The 16621-nt window shown below is 41.1% G+C and carries 17 protein-coding genes and 1 pseudogene; 6 read left to right on the top strand and 12 right to left on the bottom strand.

The features are described from left to right. Positions 1-236: 236 nt before the first annotated feature. Together EKM82_RS04880 and EKM82_RS04875 are read right to left on the bottom strand one after the other, a co-directional pair. The gene (locus tag EKM82_RS04880) at positions 237-779 is read right to left on the bottom strand and encodes a GNAT family N-acetyltransferase (RefSeq protein ID WP_164508113.1); all 543 of its coding nucleotides are present in this window, start codon (positions 777-779) and stop codon (positions 237-239) included. Positions 780-1208: 429 nt separating this feature from the next. Continuing rightward, on the bottom strand, positions 1209-1604 hold the full coding sequence (locus EKM82_RS04875; protein WP_125767190.1) for an iron-sulfur cluster biosynthesis family protein: 396 nt from the start codon (positions 1602-1604) through the stop codon (positions 1209-1211). Between the two features lie 194 nt (positions 1605-1798). On the opposite strand from EKM82_RS04875, the gene EKM82_RS04870 reads away from it, so the two are divergent. From EKM82_RS04870 to EKM82_RS04855, 4 genes are all read left to right on the top strand, one after another. Further along, positions 1799-2140, top strand: a complete 342-nt coding sequence (locus EKM82_RS04870) for a PadR family transcriptional regulator (protein ID WP_125767189.1) — start codon at positions 1799-1801, stop codon at positions 2138-2140. Further along, on the top strand, positions 2124-2474 hold the full coding sequence (locus EKM82_RS04865) for a DUF1048 domain-containing protein (RefSeq protein WP_125767188.1): 351 nt from the start codon (positions 2124-2126) through the stop codon (positions 2472-2474). Before EKM82_RS04870 ends, EKM82_RS04865 begins: the two co-directional genes overlap by 17 nt. Then, entirely contained in the window at positions 2455-2868 is a 414-nt protein-coding gene (locus tag EKM82_RS04860) for an ATP-binding cassette domain-containing protein (RefSeq protein ID WP_125767187.1), read from the top strand. Before EKM82_RS04865 ends, EKM82_RS04860 begins: the two co-directional genes overlap by 20 nt. Positions 2869-3332: 464 nt before the next feature. Then, a complete protein-coding gene (locus EKM82_RS04855) occupies positions 3333-5843 on the top strand; it encodes an ATP-binding cassette domain-containing protein (RefSeq protein ID WP_125767186.1) in 2511 nt (836 codons plus the stop codon). 285 nt (positions 5844-6128) lie between these two features. On the opposite strand, the gene EKM82_RS04850 is transcribed toward EKM82_RS04855, so the two are convergent. Next, positions 6129-7838, bottom strand: a complete 1710-nt coding sequence (locus EKM82_RS04850; protein WP_125767185.1) for an MFS transporter — start codon at positions 7836-7838, stop codon at positions 6129-6131. 159 nt (positions 7839-7997) lie between these two features. Between EKM82_RS04850 and EKM82_RS04845 the strand changes: the two genes are divergently transcribed. Further along, entirely contained in the window at positions 7998-8540 is a 543-nt protein-coding gene (locus EKM82_RS04845; RefSeq protein WP_125767184.1) for a TetR/AcrR family transcriptional regulator, read from the top strand. A gap of 445 nt (positions 8541-8985) precedes the next feature. On the opposite strand, the gene EKM82_RS04840 is transcribed toward EKM82_RS04845, so the two are convergent. From EKM82_RS04840 to EKM82_RS04805, 9 genes and pseudogenes are all read right to left on the bottom strand, one after another. Further along, on the bottom strand, positions 8986-9582 hold the full coding sequence (locus EKM82_RS04840; RefSeq protein WP_125767183.1) for an NAD(P)H-binding protein: 597 nt from the start codon (positions 9580-9582) through the stop codon (positions 8986-8988). A 178-nt stretch (positions 9583-9760) separates the two neighbouring features. After that, the gene (locus EKM82_RS04835) at positions 9761-10744 is read right to left on the bottom strand and encodes a helix-turn-helix domain-containing protein (protein WP_125767182.1); all 984 of its coding nucleotides are present in this window, start codon (positions 10742-10744) and stop codon (positions 9761-9763) included. Positions 10745-10758: 14 nt separating this feature from the next. Then, positions 10759-11571, bottom strand: a complete 813-nt coding sequence (locus tag EKM82_RS04830; protein ID WP_125767181.1) for an oxidoreductase — start codon at positions 11569-11571, stop codon at positions 10759-10761. A gap of 259 nt (positions 11572-11830) precedes the next feature. Further along, positions 11831-11998 (bottom strand): nucleoside triphosphate pyrophosphohydrolase family protein, encoded by a 168-nt coding sequence (locus EKM82_RS11780; protein WP_225419662.1) that lies wholly within the window; start codon positions 11996-11998, stop codon positions 11831-11833. Between the two features lie 3 nt (positions 11999-12001). Then, complete coding sequence (locus tag EKM82_RS11775) at positions 12002-12145, bottom strand: nucleoside triphosphate pyrophosphohydrolase family protein (protein ID WP_225419661.1); 144 nt, start codon at positions 12143-12145, stop codon at positions 12002-12004. Positions 12146-12451: 306 nt separating this feature from the next. Beyond that, positions 12452-12553 (bottom strand): annotated as a pseudogene (locus tag EKM82_RS04820) (2,3-bisphosphoglycerate-dependent phosphoglycerate mutase); the annotation flags it as partial. Between the two features lie 540 nt (positions 12554-13093). After that, the gene (locus tag EKM82_RS04815; protein WP_125767180.1) at positions 13094-13945 is read right to left on the bottom strand and encodes an aldo/keto reductase; all 852 of its coding nucleotides are present in this window, start codon (positions 13943-13945) and stop codon (positions 13094-13096) included. Between the two features lie 13 nt (positions 13946-13958). After that, positions 13959-14543 carry a TetR/AcrR family transcriptional regulator gene (locus tag EKM82_RS04810; RefSeq protein ID WP_164508112.1) on the bottom strand — a complete coding sequence of 195 codons (585 nt, stop codon included), beginning with the start codon at positions 14541-14543 and terminating at the stop codon, positions 13959-13961. A gap of 1 nt (position 14544) precedes the next feature. Continuing rightward, positions 14545-15450 carry an alpha/beta hydrolase gene (locus EKM82_RS04805; protein ID WP_225419660.1) on the bottom strand — a complete coding sequence of 302 codons (906 nt, stop codon included), beginning with the start codon at positions 15448-15450 and terminating at the stop codon, positions 14545-14547. Between the two features lie 124 nt (positions 15451-15574). Between EKM82_RS04805 and EKM82_RS04800 the strand changes: the two genes are divergently transcribed. Further along, the gene (locus EKM82_RS04800; RefSeq protein ID WP_225419659.1) at positions 15575-16465 is read left to right on the top strand and encodes an alpha/beta hydrolase; all 891 of its coding nucleotides are present in this window, start codon (positions 15575-15577) and stop codon (positions 16463-16465) included. The last annotated feature ends 156 nt before the right edge of the window (positions 16466-16621 follow it).

The raw sequence follows: 16621 nt of genomic DNA, 5'->3' as shown, positions 1-16621 counted from the left end.
ACCTCCAATAATTAATTGACCTTATTGTAGGTAAATTTCTACGACAAAAACAGAAGCAATCAAGCGCAATTTGTCCAATATTGGACAATTGGCGGTCATTCGTTCAATATCTAAGAAATATTATCAGGACAAACAAACAGCGACCAATTTCAATTAGAAATTGGTCGCTGTTTTAGAATTCAAATCATTCAATAATGACGTGAAGCTAACGCGTTAAAAAAATGACTTCTTCAATATTATAATTGCTTATCTAGTAAGTAACAGGTCAACGGCTGCTCAGCAACACCGGTCTGCAAACTAATTTCTTGTTGGCCCTTTTTATGGAAGCCACGGTGGAAATAAAAGGGATAAGAACAGCCGGAATCAGTGTAGAGATAAACTAATTTGCCGGGCTCGTCATGCGCTAATCGCTTCAATAATTTTGTGCCAATACCTTGGCCTAAAATATCGGGATCAACGGCGAAGAAACTCAACTCACCGGCGGGATGATGGCGCAAACGATATTGCTGCATCATCTCCGCGTTGGCCTGATCATAATCGTCGGACAGCTCACCATAGAAGTGATTGATCAACCACATAACCAGCTTAACCACTCGGGAAATCACTGGGAAATTGAAAATCTTCGGCTGACCCTTCATATTGACTAACAAGACGCCGACTAATTCGCCTTGCCAATATGCACCATAAGCATGCGTTGCTTGGCTCAATTCAGAAAAAACAAAATATTTACTATAAAAATAAAGTTCAAATAAATTGTTTGTAAATAATTGTAAATGCATACCTTCTATTGCAAATTTTCGTGCGTTTTCAAAATCTTTTCTCTTTAATCGCTGAATATTCAGCGCCATTTCGGACACCTCAATGCTTGATTTTTTGATGATTTTGTTAACTCCTACTTATACTAGTCTAGCACAAATGCCGTTATTTATCAGGAATCATGTCTAGTCTAGCTGTTTGAGGCGCTGATCAATCAGCAAACAGTCGGCAGAGAATGGGCCAATAGTTGGTTCAGAAGGTGATATTTCGAAGCATTTTCCACCAGTTGATTATCTGAAAATAATTATATATTTTCTGAAATCATTCCAACTGTAATGCTTTAGATAATAAAATATCAGGCTAACTTCATCTTGATTCAAGACGAGTTACCCTGATATTAATAAGTCGACTGACGACTTCACATTGCCACTAGCTTTGATGAACTGTTCAACTTAGCAATCAGTCGCGGGTTTTTTATCTCCCTGTTTGAACGCTGCCAATACTTGTTGACCATCGGCAATTTGCACGCCGCCGTCAATGAAACGCGAACGGTCTTTCATTTGAATGCTGCCGTTACGGTAATCCAGCGTCAGTCCTGGTTCACAAAATGTTAAATCATAGTCTGACGTCCAGAAGGCAATCTTTTGCTGATTGGCCAGTTTAATTGGGTAGGTTGGATCTGGTTGAGGTAAAGAAACAATCGTAAAGCTTTCGCCAATACTACAAGCCCCACCATGCAATGAATACTTGCCACCACCATCATCGGCTAGCAAAATCAGGTTTTGATTTAATAAGTTCTTTAGCCGCAATAAATCGACAAACGCTGATGTTAGTTTAATTTCAGTCATTAGCTAACCTCCTTAAAATAATCAACTAATAATAAGTAAGTCTTAACAATTTTTATTTTAGCAGCCTTTGAAAAATATCGTTAGATTTTGCTTGACATCGTTGCTACTGAGTAATACTATGTACCCGTATCAAACATTCCAAATTTGGTACTGCCAGTGATTCACTACTTAGTATCACTATCTAGGAGGCAACAATGCAAGGTTTAACAGAACTATTAAAAGGATCTTTGGAAGGAATCGTCTTGCAACATATTAGTTGTGGCGAAACTTATGGTTACGAAATCACTCATTATTTAATTGATTTGGGTTTTGAAGATATTGTGGAAGGCACTGTCTACACTGTTTTATTACGGCTAGAAAAAAAAGGACTGCTAACAGTTGAACGCCGACCTTCAGATCTGGGACCCCAACGAAAATTCTATCAACTCAATGACGCCGGTGCCGACTATTTAGCAACTTTTTGGAAAAAGTGGGCGTTCTTAGTTGATAAGATGGCTATTCTGGAAGGAGAACAAAAAAATGACAATTCTAAATAAATTAATCGGTGATAAGAAACGTTATCGGCAATTCAAGCGTGATGTTGCTGCCCTGCCAGCTGACTATCGCGACACGCTACTGGCAATTGAAAAGTATATGTGGAATTTTGCTAAAGGTGAGGGCTTCATGGCTGTTCTAGAAGGCATCCTAACGATGTTCCAAGAAAATGCCGCCGACCAGGTGCCCATTACTAGTTTAATTGGTTCTGATCCCGTTGCTTTCTGTGACAATATTATGGCGCAATACCCAGATGAATTATGGCTGATCACCTATCAAAATCGTTTGCGTCAAACAATCCAGGAGATTATTGCTGATGATCGCAATCAAAATTAAGCAGCTTAAAAAGAGTTTCGGTCAATTAACTGTTTTGAACGGCATCGATCTTGAAGTCCAGCAAGGTGAAGTTTTCACTTTACTAGGTGAAAATGGCGCTGGCAAATCAACCTTGATCAACATTCTAACGACTTTATCGCGTGCTGATAGTGGCCAGGTGACGATTCTGGGCTTAAATCCTCAAACTCAAGGTGCGCAAGTACGCCAGCAGATCAGTTTGAACAGTCAGACGATGACACTAGATCAAGAATTCAGTGGGATTGAGAATCTGCGTTTAATTGCTAAGCTACGCAACGTGGCTGACCCAGAAGAAGTTATTGCTGAGCTGGTTACTGGGCTTGATTGTGGTCTGTGCAATTCTCTCTCATATCACTTATCAACACGTTTATATTAGACGCTAATTCGTTCCTTGTTAGCCATTTAGTGATTATAGGTAATCGCTGACCCAATAATGGCCGTCTGAATGGGAACCCATTAAAACTAATCCTAACAACCGAAAAAATCAATTACAACAGACCTAGGACCCCAAGGTGATGAAATAAAACCTTAAAGTTGACCGGGTCTTTTTGTTAGCCTTTTTAAGCAGCACATCCTGAAAGTTTTCGACCGCTTGTTCATTCACTAATGAAATCACAGGCACGACTTGCTAACTGATTAATAACGCCAATATTTGAGCCTGTTGTAAACAGGCTCTGCTCATGGCAGACTGCTTACAGTAGCAAGCTTTCAACATTGTATTATCCCCAAATCTAGTTTAAAATTGCCCTGATGACACCATCAAAAGTTAGTTCAGTTAAAACATTGAATCAAGCGCTAATTTTTGTCGACAGTCACTACTTTTGAAGGGAGTTATTTTTCATGGTCCAAGAATTACCAACTAAAATTGAAGTACGTGGTGGGCGAGTCAATAATTTAAAGAACATTGATGTTGACATTCCCCTACATAAATTTGTAGCTGTTTCCGGTCTTTCAGGCTCTGGTAAAAGTTCCCTGGCAATGGGAATTCTGTATGAGGAAGGCTCACGACGCTATTTAGAGGCATTATCAACTTATACCCGCCGCCGCATTAAAATGGGCGCCCAAGCCGACGTGACCAGTGTCAAGCACATCCCCTCAGCTTTAGCCTTAAAACAACGGCCGACGATTCCTTCTGAACGCGCGACAGTGGGAACGATGAGTGAACTTTTTAATATCATTCGCTTAATTTTCTCGCGGCTAGGATCACCACTTTGTCCCAACGGCCATCGTGTCGCACCTAGTCTTAAAATTGCTCAGGCGATGGCTAAATCCGGCGACCAAATGGGCACCATTACTTGTCCCACATGTGGCGCTAAATTTGCTGCCTTCAGTGCCGAAGATTTCGCCTTTAATTCAACCGGTGCTTGTACGAATTGTCAAGGCACTGGCCGCGTCCGTGAACTTGATGAAACCAAATTAATTGGTGATCAGAATCTAACCCTCGCTGAAGGTGCCGTCGCGGCTTGGCACTTGCCTGGTCGGAACTTTATGCCGACCGTCGCAGAATATGCCGGTGTCCGCAGTGATGTGCCTTATAAAGATTTAACTGCTAAAGAAAAAGACTTTGTTTTAAATGGCCCTCATAAAAAATACAAAATGGATTTCACGTCTGGTACTGGTCGCGTCTTTCATGACTTTCACGCTTTATACGAAAATGCTCATTCAGCAGTCCTTGAATCGGCTAAAACTAGTAAAAGTGAGCGCGCTCAACAACGGATTAGCGAATTCTTCCATTACTCAACTTGCCCAGTTTGTCACGGTACCAGATTAAAGCCAGAGCTATTAACCCAATTGGCCGGCAACTTGAATATTGCTCAGGCCAGTGACCTGACTTTAGGCGAATTAGCTAACTGGAAGCAAACTGTACTTAAATCTTTAAATCCTGAAATGACCACCCTCGCCAACAATTTATTCAAGGAATTTGATGATGATTTACGACCATTGCTTGAATTAGGCCTGGATTACTTGATGATTTCCCGCAATGGCAATACCTTGTCCACTGGCGAATTGCAGCGTATTCAGTTAGCCCGTACCCTACGCACGCAGACAATTGGTGTGCTTTACATTTTGGATGAGCCATCAATTGGCTTACACCCCGACAATATCAAAGGCTTGTTGCACGTGTTCCGTGAACTGATCGACCAAGGCAATTCCTTAGTTGTTGTTGACCATAATGTGGACATTATCAAAGCGGCCGATTGGATTTTGGAAATCGGGCCTGGCTCTGGTAACGACGGTGGCCAAGTCATTGTTCAGGGAACCGTTGCCGATGTTATTAAAAATAAACAATCAAAAATCGGACCTTACTTAAGTGGCCAAGCGCATTTATTGGCCCGGCAACCTGCAACAACTAGCAATGATCAAAAAATTAAATTTGAAGTCAGCAATTATTACAACATCAAAGATCTGCAGGCTGCTTTACCAGTTAATCAGATTAGTGCAATTACCGGCTTTTCTGGTGCGGGTAAAACGAGTTTGATTTTAGATAGTTTAGTGCCGGCAATTAAGAATCAAGCCCAAGGTCAAGCTTTGCCAGCCCAAGTTAAGCAATTAGATTCTCCGGTTAAAGACGTTGTCAGCGTTGACGCTAGCCCCATTGGGAAAACCCAGCGCTCAACGGTCGCGACTTACACCACCATCATGGATAATTTGCGAAAACTATTCGCGAGCCAACCACTGGCCAAAGAAAATCACTATACGGCTAGTTATTTTTCATATAATAATAAAACTGGCGCTTGTCCTAACTGTGGTGGCGCTGGTGTGGTCACTTTAGATATTCAGTTTCTGCCTGATATGCAACAAGTCTGTCCAGTTTGTCATGGCGAACGCTATAACAAAGATGTCCAAGCAGTGAAATGGCACGGCTATTCCATTGTTGATTTACTGAAGCTTGATATTAATGCAGCACTAGCAGTCTTCACTAAAGTCCCAAAAATTGAACGAGAATTACAACTGCTGAAAGAAGTTGGTCTAAGTTACCTGCATCTTGGTGAAAGTACGCCGAGCCTTTCTGGTGGCGAAGCACAACGATTGAAGCTAATCAAACACTTAAATAACAACCAAGCCACTACTTTGTTTGTCTTTGACGAGCCCACCATTGGCCTCCATCCCCTAGATGTCAAAACGCTAGTAACCGTTATGCAGCAACTGCTGGATCGTGGCGCCACAATTATGACCATCACCCACGATTTAAATTTGATTGCCAATGCGGATTATATCTTGGACCTCGGCCCTCGTGGCGGGATTCATGGTGGTCAGATTGTGGCCCAAGGTACCCCAACCGACTTAATCAAAAATCCTCAAGGACTAACCAGCAATTATTTAGCTGAATACTGCCATCGATTTGATTAATGATCAGTACCACCGGACAACCACGCACCGCAAATAAATTTCCTGATCTGTCTACAAAAGGGCATCCTCAATATGGGATGCCCTTTTTATTGGCTAAACGATTAGTCGTTTAGCCGAGAATTTCTCCAGAGAATGTCATCACTGCTAACAATTGCGCTGGACTAATTTCGACTGTTGTTCATCTTTAGGAACAAATTCTCTGATTATTTATTTCGGCTGATTGCTGCTAAGACTTACCAAAGAGCAATGAATCACTTTACCTGCCTGCTAAATTTCATTAATTTCTCAATCGTGTTTAATTAATTTAGCGCTAAATAGACTGACACAAGCCACTAATAACAGTGTAAATGGCATGGCAACTTGATATGGCCTTTTGAAGGCAGCAATCAATGCTCGCGTCATCTGCGATTTAATTTTCTTAATGCTTTGTGCCAATTGCTGATTTATCTGACGAATCTCTGCCCTCACTTGCTGCTGAGTCTGACGATAGGCACTTGCTTGGACTGCACTAGGCTGTTTATCTAAATGTTGTTGGCGCACCACTTGTTGATATTGTTGCGCCACTAAACGCTTTTCCTGTGTTTTATTAATAAATCGTTTATTTGTTGGTTGCTGTTCGTTTGATTGCGCCGCGAATATTTGCTGGTTCACTTGAGCCAAAGTTTGCTGTTTAACTGGTTTGGGAACAGCTAACTGATTAATCTCTTGTTGTGCGGATTGCCAAACCGTCTGCTGAGCACTTACCAAATTGGTTGATAACGCCGTGACAAAAATAGCGACCGCCAAAGATGTCCCGATTTGCCGAAAAACACCAATCACACTCTGCGAGGCCGTTAATAATTCCCCGGTGAAATCGCCGGCGGCCAAAATAGTAATTGGACCAATAATGATGCCATATCCAGTCCCAATTAATAACAGCCCCAGCAAAATTTGGCCATAAACATTGAAATCGACAAAGCTTAAGGCCACATAACCAAGAATTATTGCCAGCGAGCCTGTCAGCATCACTAATCGGGGGCCAATTTTTTCAAGCAATAGACCGCTGATTGGTGACCAAATGAAAATCATTGCTGAAGTTGGCGTAATCATTAGTGCGGCCATTAATTCGCTATGATGCTGAACTTTGGTAAAGAAACTAGGCAATAAAACCAAAACGGCTACCAAAAATATTCCTGAAATAATGGTGACAATACTGGCCCCGACAAATTGTCGATCTCGGAACAAACGCAGTGGCATCATTGGCTGAGCAGTTCGTCGTTCAGTTAAAATAAAGAGAATTAAGGCAACACAGCTTAAACTAATTAAGCTGATAATCTTAGGACTGCGCCAGCCCCAATCACTGCCCTTGATCAAGGTTAATGTCAGCGCGAATAACACGACCATCGACCAGAGACTACCGAGAATATCTAACTTAGCTGCTTGTCGCGTTTCCTTGAAATCAAGTAGGCGCCAACAAAGAAGCATTGCCATTAAGATAAATGGAACATTAATTAGAAATATTCCCCGCCAACCAATGAATTGAACGACAATACCGCCAATTGTTGGCCCAAGCGCTGCGGCAAGTCCTTGAGTCACCCCCAGGATAGCAATTGTGTTCCTTCTTTCAGCCAGGGTAACATTTTGAATGCCAATGGTCATGCTGGCCGGAAAAACAATTGCGGCGCCAATACTTTGGACACCACGACCAATAATCAAGAGGCCCACGTTTAGCGCCAAGCCTGAAAAAATCGAGCCAGCCAAGAATAATCCCAGTCCCAATAGATATACTCGCGAGCGGCCATAAATATCTGCCATTCGGCCCAAGGGAATTGTTAAACTGGCGAATAAAACTGTATAAATATTTAAAGCCCATGATAACTGGCCTAAATCGGTTTTTAATCCAGTTTGAATTGCTGGCAAAGCAATGTTCATCACAGTTGTATCAAGCATGCACAGAAAAATTCCGATCGCCATTGTCAAAACGATGCCACGTTGTTGCAGCACTTCTTTTATCATTTGAAACCCTCCAATTTATTAACAGTTTAATCAGCCGAAAATTATTCGTAAATGTTTGATTGACATAAAACCGGAATCTTGTAAACTAAAAGTCCCAGCAAGATTCGTTCAATTTCGCAACGAAAAATATGACAACTGCTATTAAAAAGGATTGAGTCAATGAGCCCTCAAGAAATTAAGAATCAAAAACTAACCGCTATTTATCGGGCCTTATTGGCCACTTTAAACCACCAAAACATGAACGAAATCAGCATCTCAAAACTTTGTCAACATGCTGGTGTCTCACGAACCTATTTTTATCATGAGTTCGGTGACTTTGAAACAATTATTACCAAATATCAAGAGCGAGCCATCTTAGCCTACATTCGAAAATTACCACTTAACGAGCCGATCGGTCTGACGGCCGCCATGGTGCAATACTTTCAATACGTCGCGGACTCGGCGGCCGAACAACAATTAATCGTTGACTGTGATCGCGCCACCACCTTAATCACCACATTCGAAGAGGCCTTCACTGTTCTGGCTCAAACTAAGCGGCTCATTGCCAGCGCTGAAATATTAAAGCAGCCCTACTATGTCTCTTTGTTGGCCGCCGGCGTTGTCAACGTTTCAATCCAATGGTTAAAAAATGGCTGCCTAGAAACGCCAGCACAGATGGGCCACTTAATTAATCGCTTCATCCACACTATCCCCACAAATTAACACACGATAAAAGCACCAATCAGATTATTTCAATCTGATTGGTGCTTTTCATTTAATGTGATTTACATAAATATTGTGCCAAAGGAATTACCTGAGAATTAGTCACTATTTCATTAACTAACGTCTGGCACCAGCAATCACTCATTTATTTGTGGGTGTCCCCAATAACTTTTTAGACAAATAAACGATTCCCGTGAAACCGAAAAATGGCACAATTACTAGAATTAAGAAGTTACCATCTCGGCTTGGTCCCATCAGGAGTAACAATAGTAACCGAAATAAAATCAATAACAAAAGGCCTAATAGCCAAGAATTAGTAAGCATTTTCTTCATCTGAACATCCCTTAGCAAATCGATTAATTTTATAAGCTTATTTTAGCAGGATTGTTTCAAGCTGAATAGCAAGCCAAACATAACTTAATAAATTCATTCGTCTTAGTACAGATTATCTGGTGTTCAAGCCAACACTTTCGCGGGAATAGTAATTGTCATCCGCAATCGCGTTTTTAACAAAGTCAGCGATTGAACTGATCGAAACATCGTGCCCGCCAAAAGGTTCGCCTTTCCGTGTAATTTCATAATTAACCGGGCCATTGGTGAACCAGCCTGGACGAATCACGGTATAATTCAGGCTCGATGCTTCAATCACATCGGCGGCGTCACGATAGGGTTGCAACACACTATTGGCGGCCAAGTTGCCATTACTACCAATTGCTGCGGAAATTTCATTATAAATCCCCATTGAGGTAATGAATAACAAACGCTTAACCTGATGACGTGTCATGGCGGCAACAATTTTCTTAGCAAATTGTCCCAGTGGACCACTTAAGGCAACAAATACAGCGTCCTGCCCAGCAATTGCCTGATCCAAATCACTATCTTTGGTCACGTCGCCGGCAATCACAGTTTCTCTGGGACCAGCTGTCAAATGACTGACGTTGCGCGCAAACAAAGTCAATTCAGCAGTCGTTTCATTTAATAACGTTTGACGGACAGCATTGCCAATAGTCCCCGTGGCACCAATAATCAAAACTTTAGTCATATTTTTATTCTCCTTAAAATAGCCTCTGCGGCAATCAACTGTTAACTTATTCTCATTTTGCCCATTGTTCGAAGGTTAAATTATTTATTTCACCTTTCAAGGAGTATTTTACAAAGGATCACTACTGAAAACAATTTGAAATTCAGCCGTCATTGATAAGCTAAACTTATTAATCGAGTTACTTTAATTCGGCAAATTTATTTACACGGTACACTGAGGGACTTTCCTGAAACCACTTTTTAAACGCTCGTGAGAAAGTTTCTGGGTCGGCATATCCTAGTAAATAGCCAATTTCAATCAAGCTTAACGTTCGATCCTTCATTAAGGGCAAGACCAATGTTTGCCGCGCAATTTGAACTTCATCATTAAACGTAGTCCCTAACGCACTTAAGTTCCGCTGTAACGTACGTCTACTAAGATTTAAACTGGCCGCCACATCATCAAGTGAGAACTGACCACTGGGAATTTTTTTAAGTAATATTGCCTGGACATTGGCGACTAAGGACTTGTCGCGTTCATTGGCCAACTTTTGGCGATCTAACTCTGGTTGCAGAAAGGTCCACATTGAATTATTCGTCGAAATAAAGGTTTGTTCAAGGTCAGCAGTTCGAAATTGAATTAAATTCTCATTTTGGCGCTGTGGCTGAATACCCATTACGTTGCTAATTTTCGGACCATAGTGATATTTGCTACCCACAAAACTAGGATTAATCACTCGACCAGTACCAACCCGCAACAGACTAATTAGCAGCAGTTGCTCAGTCAGCACTGTGAAACGAGGCAACTCAATTCCCAGACTTGTGCCTTCTGCACGAATGCTGACAAGTTCAGCGTCAGCTGTGATGATCAATTTTACCGGGCCAATTAGAGCCTTATAAGTTGCCAGCCGCTCAATTGCTTGGCGACCATTTTTAGCAGCTAATGCGGCAAAGAATGAAGGCATAAACGTATTGATATTGTTAATGTCGCCAAACTGAACCACAACTTCATCTGACAATTCATTATCCAGCTCGTTCATCAACTGCCAATATTCTTTATCGGTCAGTTCCAATTGTTCTTGCCAAATCACTTTATTAACATTGGCTGCTGCCAAAGTATTATTTAAATCAATGCCGATTTTAGCCATAAACTGTTGAAATTGCTCAGATATCATTATCTTCATTCTTGGTCACTCCATTAACTGGCATGCATCATAATAAAATCAAATGCGCGCGTTGGTAAAATTGTTTTCGCAAATACGAGCGGTTTCGCACCAAAGCCAATTAAGTAGCGTGAACGCGGGTGGCGCCGATTAACAGCTTTAGCAATCGCCTTGGCAATTATTTGCGGGTTAGACATCATGTTCGAAGAATATTGTTGCCGCATTCCGGCAGCTGCCTTATCAGCTTGGGCTTCATATGCGCCGCCCTTTGCAGTAGCAGTCAAATGATCAGCAGCAATGAAACCCCAATTTGTTTTAATGCCGCCAGGTTCAATAATTGAAACTTTAATGCCAAAATCTTTAGTTTCCATCCGCAACGCATCACTAAATGCTTCGACTGCATACTTAGTTGCATGATACCACGCCCCCATGTAGCTGACCAGTCGGCCACCCATTGAGGAAGTATTAATGATTCGGCCACTGTGTTGTTGCCGCATATAGGGCAATACCAACTGAGTTAGGCGGGCCATCCCAAATAAGTTAACCTCAAATTGTTTTTTTGCTTCGGCAATCGGCACATCTTCAATCGCCCCATATGAGCCATAACCGGCATTATTTACTAAGACGTCAATTCGACCTTCGTTTTGGATCAAGGTGGTCACGGCGCGGCTAATTGAGGCTTCATCAGTGACATCAAGTTGGAGCGCTTTCACGCCATCTTGCTGCAACGCTTCAATTCGTTCAATACGACGCGCGGCCCCATAGACTGTATGGCCCTGTGCTGCTAAAAATTTGGCGGTTTGAAAACCAATTCCACTACTAGCTCCGGTAATTAAAATAACTGACATTGAAATGTCCTCCTGTACTTAATGAATAGTTATATTTTAACCGGCAAGCTGTGACGAATTAATGATTCAGCGTGCCATGATATTGATATATTGTGCCATACCTTATTCAACAGATGGCACAAATACAGCATCTATCGGAAAGCTTCATGCCATTTTCACGTAAATACTATCTGATGATCATTATAAAAAAGCACCCCGCAAGCGGGATGCTTTTTACTATCTGATGAATTGATCGGCTAATCCATTCATACAACAATATTTAACTTCTTAATTGAGCCTCTTTTGTTTCTAAAAAATGAGCAGTCGCCTTTTCAACGTCGATACCATTCTCCTGGGCCAAGATAGCCAACCACCAAATGGATTCGCCAATTTTATCGCTTAATAATTGATCATCCTCGGCGGCTGGCCAGCTCCCCACGTGTGCCATAACTTAACGGCCAACAAGACCAGCATCCGTTAAAAACGCTAAGGCATCCTGTTCCGTAGTCCAGGCATGACCATCCTGTTTTAATTCTAATTGATGATAACGCTCCCGAATTGCTTGGGAACGATCTGCTACTTCTTTCATATCCAAAATAAAACCTCCAGTTAACATTTAATTTAATCTTGTGCCTTACAAATACCTGCATAACTTGAATCAATCTTCGTATTGAAAATAAAATAGCAATCGGGTTACAAATATGTCAACTAAATCAGCGTCATTGATAACGCCGGCTCTTAATAATACCAATCCCAGCGTATCACACATTTTGGCCAATTAGCTTTGTCTTTTGAAAAGTTTCAACAATATATTGATCCACATACATAAGTGCGACCGCTATCTGACGATAAGCACAAAAAAAGCACCCCACCAGCGGGATGCTTTTCAATATCTAAATGATTAGTCGCCTAATTTAGTCTTTGAAACAACGTTTAACTTGTCGTCCAAATCGTAAACTACTGGTTGGCCAGTAGCCATTTCAACGTCCATGATGTCAGCATCTCATATTATGCCAGACGCTATTCAATGAATCGCGGTAACTATTAAAGAACATTTATCTCCCGGTATCTCCCGGTAAACTTATTTATCAGCAATTGGGTGCGTCAAAACATATCTGGTAGTTGGCCCTACGCCAACTTTTTTTAGAATTTGTGCATCAACAAGTTGCTTCAAGTAATTGTTTGCCTAAGTTCCTTTCATCTCTAATAGTAGTTCTGTAATTGCCCTAGTGATATATGGATGGTTTTCTAAGTATTCAATAATACAGTTGGGTAACTTTTCCTCTCATCGCTTATGGGCTGTCCCGTAATACCTGCCAACAATGGATTATTAAGATCAATATATGTCAAAATATCATCAATTTGTTTTGGCAAGCATCCTTTGAATTTATAAACAACTTTCATTAACGATAAAAAATCTAGCTTTAAGCCGACCAACTTTTTTCAATCATTCTAAGAATTGGTTTAGCAAACTAACAACATCAGCACAAAAAAGGGCACCCCCACAATCGGGATGCTCTTTATTATTTATTGATGAAAAAAACTAATCATGAATCTTCCATTCGTTTAATTGTTTGGCCGTTTCTGCAGACGTCAATGATGGACTATCCGTTTCTTTTGAATCCAGCATCTCAATGTTGTCCATATCTTTCTGACTAAGTGAAAAGTCCCAAATATCAATATTTTGTGCCATACGTTGGGCATTTAAAGACTTGGGTAAGGCAACGACACCTCTTTGCACATTCCATCGAAGCATGACTTGTGGTACCGTCTTTTGATACTTTTCTGCGATATCAACAAGTACCTGGTTACCAAAAATATTGTGTCGGCCTCTGCTTAGTGGTCGCCATGCCTCCCCTTGAATATTTAAATCTTTCATGACCTTCAGTGCATCATTTTGCTGGTACAGAGGATTCATTTCTAACTGATTAATCATCGGCTTTATTTTGGCATTCAGATAAAGGTCAACCAACCGAGCAGCATAAAAGTTGCTTACCCCAATTGCCCGAATCTTACCTGCTTCATAAAGTTCCTCCATTGCCCGCCAAGAACCATAGTAATCACCAAAAGGAAAATGAATTAACACAAGATCCAAATAGGTCAGTTTCAACTTATCAAGCGACTTTTGAATTGCTTGTTTAGTTGCCTCATAACCTGCATCTTGAACCCAGACCTTAGTTGTTATAAAGAGACTTTCTCGGTCAAGTTGGCTTTTTTGAATCGCCTGCCCGACTGCCTCTTCATTTCCATACGCCACCGCTGTATCAAGCAGTCGATAGCCTGCTTTTAGTGCCATCTGAACTGCCTGCTCACATGTATTGGGATCATCAACATCTAATAAACCATACCCAATTTTTGGCATTATCACACCATTGTTTAATTTTGTATACTCCATATTTTTTATCCTCCTAATTATTTTCGTTATTTTCGATATTTAGAAAGTGACTGATTAATGTCGTAATCGCTTTTCGATAGTATTGATTGTTTTCCGGGTCGTGCTGTGCATAAATAATCGCAAGATCTGCCAACGCTGTAAAAATTGATTCCGCGAAATCTGAGTGCCCTGCCAATAAAACTTGATTTTGAAATAATTGACCCACCTCTAAATCAGGGAATTTTTCATTAACCAGCGTGACCGTCTCTTGGGTTATTAATTTTGAATCGGCTAATCGATTGCTGGCAACATTATCAGTGGGATGATTAATTCCCCAATCAAGATAATCGTCTAATAGAACTACAAAACGTCGCTCTAGTGACTGGCCTTTTTGATAATTCTGACCTAAAAAATCGAACATCTTTACACGTAAATCTAAATAGAGGGTGTTGTATAAATCAGACTTATTAGGAAAGTAGCTAAAAACCGTTCCTTCAGCAACTCCCGCTATTCGAGCTATCTCGGCAGTTGGCACACTATCCAGCCCCCGCTTGCTAATCAATTCTGCACATGCTTGTAAAATAGCCTGTCTTTTTTCTGGGTCTTTTCTTCTTACCATATTATTGCTCTCCCATATTTTTCGAGAAAAACTTTGCAAATTCGGCGGCAGTCTCTGGCACGCGCTTATCATAAAACTCAAAATGTGAAGCACCCTCAATAATGGTTAAATCCTTTTGTTGGGATGCAGCCCGTTCATAAACATCTTTAGCATCAAATAACGCGTTAAAAGAACCCACCTTACTCCCAACAATAATTCTAAGTGGTTGCGTCAATAGTAGTTCTGCAAATTGGAACGCATCAAAACTATAAACGGCGTCCATCGATGAAAATCGCATCTTATTAATCCATTTCTTGTTAGCGCCACGACTTGTCCGGTAATAATCATAGCCTTCGCGCTCATCGATATCATTAGATGTTTGGTACTCATCTGGCATCCAAGGCAAGAGCGTTGGCTCCTCACCACGGGCCTCCCGCGTTCGCAAATCTGCAACCATTTTAAGTGCTTGGATTGTTTCTTCCTGACCGCCGGCACGCATTTCACGACCAGCATTTACGGGAGATGCTAAAGCAACGGCGTGAATTCGCCGTTCAGTCATGGCAGCAGAAACTGCATAACCACCACCCGCACAAATTCCAATAATGCCAATTCTTTGATCATCAACAAACGGTAACGTCACCAAATAATCAACAGCCGAACGAATATCTTCAACTCGAGCAGATGGATTTTCCTGATAGTGCGGCGTTCCTTCGCTTTCCCCTTCAAATGAACCGTCCATCGTAACGGTTACAAAACCATATGTAGCCATCTCTTTAGCGTATAAACCCGCCGTCTGTTCCTTAATTGCACCAGCAGGTCCTGTCACAATTAGGGCAGGGTACTTTGACTGCTGATTTAATTTTTCTGGTGTAAAAAGAACTGCTGAGAGTGCTAATCCAAGCTTGTTTCCAAAAGTTACTTTTTCCATATTTACCATATCCTCATTATCTGATAGTTGTGATTTTCTATATTGAGTGTATACTCATTTTAGAACATTGTTATTTGCCTTGCAACTATTTATTAACACAATATCAGAATTGGAGAGAATCTGAATGACAAAAATGAAAAGGGTTAGCCTATTTATCGTGAGTCTACTTGCAGGAATTTTTTTATTGGCAACCGTTGCTTTAAACCGGCAACGCAGAACTAACGAAAAGAAATATGTTACTAGTCAAACGGTAACCATTTTTGTTCATGGTTGGGGAAGTAGCTATCTTGCAGAAAAGCATATGGCCAATGCTGCCAAAAATGCCGGTGTTACCAACACAATCATCAGAGCAAACGTCTCTAAAAAAGGGCGGGTTAAGTTCTTAGGGAGAATTAAATCAAGAGACAAGAATCCAATTGTAGAAGTCAATCTAGCTGACAACAAAACTCCAGAGGGGACTGAAAGAAGTTCTCAAGTAAAACGACTCTATCATCAGAGCGGCACTTATGTTAAAAACGTTGTCGTTGCGTTAAAAAACAAATTTTCTGTACACCACATTAACTTTGTTGGTCATTCAATGGGAAATCTGCTAATTTCCTATTATCTACTAGACAATGCTACTAATCAGAATTTACCTATCGTAGACCACCAAGTTGTCATTGCTGGTCACTACGATGGCATTAAAGATATGCAGCCCTACTCAGTTAAAAGCACGTTAAATTCTAAAGGGCGGCCATCAATTCTGACACCGGAATATGTCGGACTTTTGGGCTTAAGGAAAAAATTCCCAAAACAAGCAAAAGTTCTGAACATCTTCGGAGACGTTGGCGATCGTTATCACTCTGACGGTCAAGTAACATCAACTTCAGCGAGATCATACCAATATCTTGCTAGTCGCGCCAAGCAGTATAGAGAATTAAAAATAACCGGCTACTGGGCCCATCATAGTCTATTACATGAAAATAAAACGGTCGACAAAAATATCATTAACTTTCTGTGGGCCAAGCACAATTAACCAATAATTTATTAGTCTTTGCTAGAAATAAACATATATTTACGTAATCACCAAAATTGGTGGTTCTGGTGGTTCTGGTGGTCCCGGGGGTACTTTCTAATATTGTGCTAATAACACACCACCGCTTTAGTCGCAGTGTCCGATTAGCGTCCGCGT

It is taken from the genome of Lapidilactobacillus wuchangensis, from assembly GCF_003946645.1.
GTDB classification, from domain to species: Bacteria; Bacillota; Bacilli; order Lactobacillales; family Lactobacillaceae; genus Lapidilactobacillus; species Lapidilactobacillus wuchangensis.
Note: the sequence above shows the minus strand (reverse complement) of the source record. Positions and strands in the feature narration are given on the sequence as shown.

Coding starts and splice junctions, on each gene's coding strand:
- EKM82_RS04855 (WP_125767186.1), top strand. CDS start 3,333: ATGGTCCAAGAATTACCAACTAAAATTGAAGTACGTGGTGGGCGAGTC.
- EKM82_RS04875 (WP_125767190.1), bottom strand. CDS start 1,604: ATGACTGAAATTAAACTAACATCAGCGTTTGTCGATTTATTGCGGCTA.
- EKM82_RS04880 (WP_164508113.1), bottom strand. CDS start 779: ATGCATTTACAATTATTTACAAACAATTTATTTGAACTTTATTTTTAT.
- EKM82_RS04810 (WP_164508112.1), bottom strand. CDS start 14,543: ATGGTAAGAAGAAAAGACCCAGAAAAAAGACAGGCTATTTTACAAGCA.
- EKM82_RS04860 (WP_125767187.1), top strand. CDS start 2,455: ATGATCGCAATCAAAATTAAGCAGCTTAAAAAGAGTTTCGGTCAATTA.
- EKM82_RS04845 (WP_125767184.1), top strand. CDS start 7,998: ATGAGCCCTCAAGAAATTAAGAATCAAAAACTAACCGCTATTTATCGG.
- EKM82_RS04805 (WP_225419660.1), bottom strand. CDS start 15,450: ATGGAAAAAGTAACTTTTGGAAACAAGCTTGGATTAGCACTCTCAGCA.
- EKM82_RS04800 (WP_225419659.1), top strand. CDS start 15,575: ATGACAAAAATGAAAAGGGTTAGCCTATTTATCGTGAGTCTACTTGCA.
- EKM82_RS04830 (WP_125767181.1), bottom strand. CDS start 11,571: ATGTCAGTTATTTTAATTACCGGAGCTAGTAGTGGAATTGGTTTTCAA.
- EKM82_RS04835 (WP_125767182.1), bottom strand. CDS start 10,744: ATGAAGATAATGATATCTGAGCAATTTCAACAGTTTATGGCTAAAATC.
- EKM82_RS04850 (WP_125767185.1), bottom strand. CDS start 7,838: ATGATAAAAGAAGTGCTGCAACAACGTGGCATCGTTTTGACAATGGCG.
- EKM82_RS04815 (WP_125767180.1), bottom strand. CDS start 13,945: ATGGAGTATACAAAATTAAACAATGGTGTGATAATGCCAAAAATTGGG.
- EKM82_RS11780 (WP_225419662.1), bottom strand. CDS start 11,998: ATGGCACACGTGGGGAGCTGGCCAGCCGCCGAGGATGATCAATTATTA.
- EKM82_RS04865 (WP_125767188.1), top strand. CDS start 2,124: ATGACAATTCTAAATAAATTAATCGGTGATAAGAAACGTTATCGGCAA.
- EKM82_RS04870 (WP_125767189.1), top strand. CDS start 1,799: ATGCAAGGTTTAACAGAACTATTAAAAGGATCTTTGGAAGGAATCGTC.
- EKM82_RS04840 (WP_125767183.1), bottom strand. CDS start 9,582: ATGACTAAAGTTTTGATTATTGGTGCCACGGGGACTATTGGCAATGCT.